This window comes from Bacteroides sp. 1001302B_160321_D4 (genome assembly GCF_015667765.1).
Classification (GTDB): domain Bacteria; phylum Bacteroidota; class Bacteroidia; order Bacteroidales; family Bacteroidaceae; genus Bacteroides; species Bacteroides xylanisolvens.
Genome location: NZ_JADPLO010000120.1, coordinates 1 through 5,644, shown reverse-complemented (window position 1 = coordinate 5,644; position 5,644 = coordinate 1). Strand labels below are relative to the sequence as shown.

Here is a 5,644-nt window from a genome sequence, read left to right as displayed (position 1 = left end):
TAATAAAATCATTATTTCTCGCATTATTAATTAATAGAAGGAGGAATTACCTCACAAATCATCTTATTTCATTTATTATATCCACAATCATCCATAGCTACATTATCCTATATATAAATCCATTACATAGTATATAGGAAATATAACATTCAAGATATTCTAATTTTCAAGGCTTCAAAACCACGTATTAATAAAAAAATTAATTATCTTTGTGTGAATTACCAAATATGCATAGTTATGAACCAACAATTCTTGAAAGAAATAGAAAAGGGCTCTAAAAGTGCTCTCGTCAAAAAGAGGATTATTACACATTATATATATAATGGAAGTTCTACAATTCCCGATCTTTCAAAAGAGCTGGATTTAAGTGTACCGACTGTCACCAAATTTATCGGTGAAATGTGTGATGACGGATATATTAATGATTATGGCAAATTGGAGACTAGTGGCGGACGCCATCCCAACCTCTATGGGCTTAATCCGGAATCCGGTTACTTTTTGGGTGTAGACATCAAAAGATTCGCCGTCAATATCGGACTGATAAATTTCAAAGGCGATATGGTAGAATTGAAAATGAATATACCTTATAAGTTTGAGAACTCAATCGAAGGGATGAATGAGTTATGCAAGCATATTCTCAATTTTATAAAAAAGCTCACTATTAATAAAGAAAAGATCTTAAATATTAATGTAAATGTGTCGGGACGTGTAAATCCTGAATCAGGGTATAGCTTCAGTCAATTCAATTTTGAGGAAAGGCCGTTGGCGGATGTATTATCCGAAAAATTGGGATATAAAGTAACCATTGATAATGACACGCGCGCCATGACTTATGGCGAATACATGCAAGGCTGCGTGAAAGGAGAAAAGGATATCATTTTTGTAAATGTAAGCTGGGGAGTAGGTATCGGAATTATTATTGATGGTAAGATTTATACCGGAAAATCCGGATTCTCCGGTGAATTTGGACACATGAGTGCTTATGATAATGAGATAATCTGCCATTGCGGAAAAAAAGGTTGCTTGGAGACGGAAGCTTCCGGATCGGCACTTCATCGTATCTTATTAGAGCGTATTCAAAGTGGGGAAAGTTCCATTCTATCTACACGAATCGCCACAGAGGAAAACCCGATCACTCTTGATGAGATCATTGCCGCTGTGAATAAAGAAGACCTGCTTTGCATTGAAATTGTAGAAGAAATCGGACAGAAACTAGGCAAACAGATTGCCGGGCTAATCAATATCTTCAACCCGGAACTGGTCATTATAGGTGGAACTTTATCTTTAACCGGTGATTATATCACCCAGCCCATAAAAACAGCCGTACGCAAGTACTCTCTAAATCTGGTTAATAAAGATTCAGCCATCATCACATCTAAGCTGAAAGACAAAGCCGGCATCGTTGGCGCTTGTATGCTCGCACGCAGCAGAATGTTTGAAAGCTAGTTTTATCTTCTACGCTGAGAGAAAAAGTTATCTATAAAGCGAACGATATAGACTACGGCTACTCCGGCAACCACTAAAACAATAATACGACTCAACATAGATTACATTTTTATATTTCACATCTATTACATACGCAGGATTTCCCTTTTAAAATAAGAATAGGGAATCCTGTAAAAATTAGAACGCTGATTATTAATTAAAATAATCAGCGTTCTAGTTTGAGAGCCGCTAGCCAGACTTGAACTGGCGACCTACGCGTTACGAATGCGTTGCTCTACCAACTGAGCTATAGCGGCGTTTGTCTCTCGTTTACGGCGTGCAAAATTACAGCTTTATTTGAGAAAACAAAAAGAATCCGATTATTTTTTGAGCATAATTTTTAAATCAACTTTTGTTGACGTAATCTAGAACTTTTCTTTGCGCTCAAATTTTCCGTCCTCGGTATAGTACTTCCATGTACCCTTCGGTTTATTATTTGCATACTTTCCACGAAGCTTCAATGTCCCATCTTCATAATATTCACGGTAACGACCGTGACGTTTTCCTTCCTTTACTTCCACTTCACTCTTCAACGCTCCCTCCGAATAAAACTCCCTCAAAACGTTTCCTTCAAACTTTTCGACATAGAAACGCTTCAATTCGCTCATCTGTTCTTTTTCAGTTTCAGCATCTTCGTTCATTTCCTCATCATCTTCATCGGCAGCAACGGCAACAACCTCCTCCGGTTGATATGGACTGTAATCCATCACATATTGCAAAGAAGCTGACCGTCCATCTCCTATAACCTGCATAGTCCAGTAAGGAAACGAATACAGAATATCTTTATTGGATTGTATTTCATTCCATGTGGCAGGATTCATCATAGGTTTCAGTTGGGAATAAAACTTGTGCACATCCGTATATAAGAAAATGGTAGAACTCGACTTTAAATAGGAAAGCGCATTTTCAAATCCCGGATTATTTTTCAATAAATTCTTCTGCTCGTAATCTTCCACAAAAGAGAGCAAAGATGCAGCCTTATTACTAAAAACTACATAATCATCGACATAAGTATAATATGGCTTTTCAAATTTATCAAATAGTTTTCCAAAGAACAGGCGGAAAAAGCCTTTCATTTCGATGTAATTAATCTCAAAATCTTTATAATTGACTGTTTTAATCTTAACCGGGCTGCGCCGCTTAATCTTCTTTTCTATTAATTCCATGTTCTTACGGGCATCTTTTATACTTTTAGCTCTGATAGCCAGAATTAGTTCTGGGTCATGTCCCAACAACCCCGGTTCGGATTGCGTAATAGCAAATTCTCCCGACATCCAACTCAAAAAGTTTTCTTCCAAAGATATCCCGAATAGCCCTTCAATCTTTTTCCGGGAACTTTGATAAGAATCATACAATTGTTTATTATGAACCGACATCGCATTCTCCAGCTCTTTTACAAAAGTTACCGGGTTGTTGAAACCTATATTGGTATATAGAGCCGTCCGCCCGGACAGAATCTCATGCGCTTTCATTTTATGTTTTCCCGAATTCAATAAAGCAGTGACATAAGGATCGGCAGAATCTTTTCTCAACGTATACCCTTTCACTTCCATCCGCTCCTTATCCGTATTTAGGTAAAGTCCGGCAAAATTCATAGAATTGCTAAACAGATCAATGTATTCGTTTCTTGCCCCCAGATAAATAGACATGAATTGAGGTACGCGCGCATAATTAATAAAGACTCTGACAAGCCCCTTACCGGAAACCAACTTCTCCGTTTCAATAAAAGACTGGTCGAGTCCGATTTTGGGTTTATTACGCGAATCAATAGCCGATTCGACAAGCCCGGACGTATAAGATCCTACCAAATGATTATCCACAAAAGCAATATAGAAAATATCCCTTGTTTCAGAATCACGCATTTCAAGGATATTAATGCCGTTATGCATCCGGTTGGTGACAGTAAAGCCACTCATGACCAATACGGTTTCCACCTGGTCTTTCAATAAATCCATTTTCGATGTTTTCTGCATATCCAGAATCAGCAGAAAATCCCACTTTGTAGCACGGGTCTTGTGAAGCGAAATAAGCATATCCCGTTCACCAACAAGCGACAACAACACTTTATTACTTTTGACTACCGAATCGAGCTTCTCTACACTCTCCGTTACTTCCTCGAAAGATTTCGCTTTCTTCAGACATTGCCATGTTTCACTTCCACTAAACTTTTCCCAATCTTCAATCGGAGCCGATGATTGAATGATAAACGCAGCATCTTCGGGAACCAGATAGATTTGCTGAATATTACGATCAGGCGAAACAAATAAATAAACTACGGAATATACAACATATACCGCCAAAGCTAATGCAGCCACAACTAAAGTTCTCTTTACAATTTTCGAGGTACTTTTTTTCTTCTCCGGGCCTGCATATTGCTCTTCTTGCCCGCAATTTAATTCATTCATTATTGTTCTGTTATAAACTTGAGTGGACAAAGATACTAAAAAAACTATTCTGAATAAAACATAAACCATTGACTCGTATCGTAAATATGTACTAACTTTACAGCATGAAAAAGAAATTCCAACTCGAAGTTCCGGGAGGAGCCGATAAAGTCTTGCTTCATACTTGTTGTGCTCCTTGTTCATCAGCCATTATTGAATGTATGATGCAACATCATATCACCCCCGTTATTTATTATTGCAATCCTAATATTTATCCGCAGGAAGAGTATATGATAAGAAAAGAAGAATGTACGCGCTATGCCCAATCATTGGGATTGGAGATCATAGATGCTGATTACGATCATGAAAACTGGCGATGTCACATAATAGGAATGGAGCAGGAACCTGAAAGAGGAGCACGTTGCCTACGTTGTTTTAAACTGCGTTTATTGGAGACAGCCCGTTACGCACACGAACATGGTTTCTCTGTAATTACCACGACACTTGTCTCCAGTCGTTGGAAAAGCCTGGAGCAGATCAATGAAGCCGGACAATATGCTACCGCCTCTTACCCGGATGTTACGTACTGGGAACAGAATTGGCGGAAAGGGGGACTTAGCGAACGACGTATTGCCATCATTAAAGAATATAACTTTTACAACCAACAATATTGCGGTTGCGAATTCAGCATGAGAAAAGAAGAATAAAACAAACCTGTCATCACCAGCCAATCAATGAATCGAAATAAAAAAGGTAAAAACAGAAAACTATTCAAAAAGAAATCACACTCTAATAATAGATTAGGATGTATCATCGCCATTATCGTGCTCATTCCTATTCTTTTTGGTGTTTATTTGTATTGCCAGCAAATTAATATCCAGAAAAATAACGAACCGCAAACTGATACTTCCTTTCAAATTCCACCCGGTAAAGATCTGGAGACACCCATATCACTAGTTCCCCGGCAAGAACAAATCATCCGCCATAGCGGATATACGGTATCATATAACAAAGATTTAAAAATTCCCAACTGGGTTTCTTACGAATTAACCAGGGAAGAAACCAAAGGAAAAGAAAAAAGAGGTAATCGTTTTATTGCCGATCCACTAGTGACAGGTCCGATTGCCACAAATGCCGACTATACCCGTTCAGGATATGACAAAGGTCATATGGCTCCCGCCGCAGATATGAAATGGAGTCCTGAAGCTATGAAAGAATCATTTTATTTCAGCAATATGTGTCCGCAACATCCACAACTAAACAGAAGAGGATGGAAAAATCTGGAAGAAAAGATCCGGAATTGGGCCATAGCAGACAGCGCCATCATTATTATATGTGGCCCTATTATTGAAAAACATCCCAAAACAATCGGAAAGAATAAAGTCGTAGTACCTCAAAAGTTTTTTAAAGTAGTCCTTTCTCCTTTTGTCAAGCCGATGCGAGCTATCGGTTTCTTATTCAATAATGAGCAGGCAGTAGAACCTCTATCATCCTATGCGGTAACAATAGATAGCATCGAGAACCTGACTAACATGGATTTCTTCGCACCTCTGCCCGATGAGATAGAAAACAAAATAGAAGCAGACATTAATTACTCCCTGTGGCCTAATTAAGTAGCAAAGCTCGTTTCTCTGAAATGAATTCATTTCCCTGTGCCAATGGCATTCTAGTTACAAACAGACTCTCACTTCAATAAAAGTAACCATTCTATTTTCCGCCTTGACATAAGTTGTTAGCCGCCATATCTTTGCGCCGTAACCTTTAACAAGAATGAT

The 5,644-nt window shown here is 38.3% G+C and carries 4 protein-coding genes and 1 tRNA gene; 3 read left to right on the top strand and 2 right to left on the bottom strand.

All coding sequences use genetic code 11. The features are described from left to right. Nucleotides 1–237: 237 nt before the first annotated feature. Entirely contained in the window at nucleotides 238–1,446 is a 1,209-nt protein-coding gene (locus KFO40_RS25020; protein WP_004307234.1) for an ROK family transcriptional regulator, read from the top strand. A 223-nt stretch (nucleotides 1,447–1,669) separates the two neighbouring features. On the opposite strand, the gene KFO40_RS25015 is transcribed toward KFO40_RS25020, so the two are convergent. After that, nucleotides 1,670–1,742, bottom strand: a tRNA-Thr gene (locus KFO40_RS25015). Between the two features lie 108 nt (nucleotides 1,743–1,850). Continuing rightward, nucleotides 1,851–3,890: a DUF3352 domain-containing protein gene (locus KFO40_RS25010; RefSeq protein ID WP_008018142.1), complete on the bottom strand. Its 2,040-nt coding sequence runs from the start codon at nucleotides 3,888–3,890 to the stop codon at nucleotides 1,851–1,853. 104 nt (nucleotides 3,891–3,994) lie between these two features. Here KFO40_RS25010 and KFO40_RS25005 point away from each other — a divergent pair, with 104 nt between their 5' ends. Together KFO40_RS25005 and KFO40_RS25000 are read left to right on the top strand one after the other, a co-directional pair. Further along, a complete protein-coding gene (locus KFO40_RS25005) occupies nucleotides 3,995–4,576 on the top strand; it encodes an epoxyqueuosine reductase QueH (RefSeq protein WP_211146916.1) in 582 nt (193 codons plus the stop codon). A 27-nt stretch (nucleotides 4,577–4,603) separates the two neighbouring features. Next, a complete protein-coding gene (locus KFO40_RS25000) occupies nucleotides 4,604–5,482 on the top strand; it encodes a DNA/RNA non-specific endonuclease (RefSeq protein WP_087322488.1) in 879 nt (292 codons plus the stop codon). The last annotated feature ends 162 nt before the right edge of the window (nucleotides 5,483–5,644 follow it).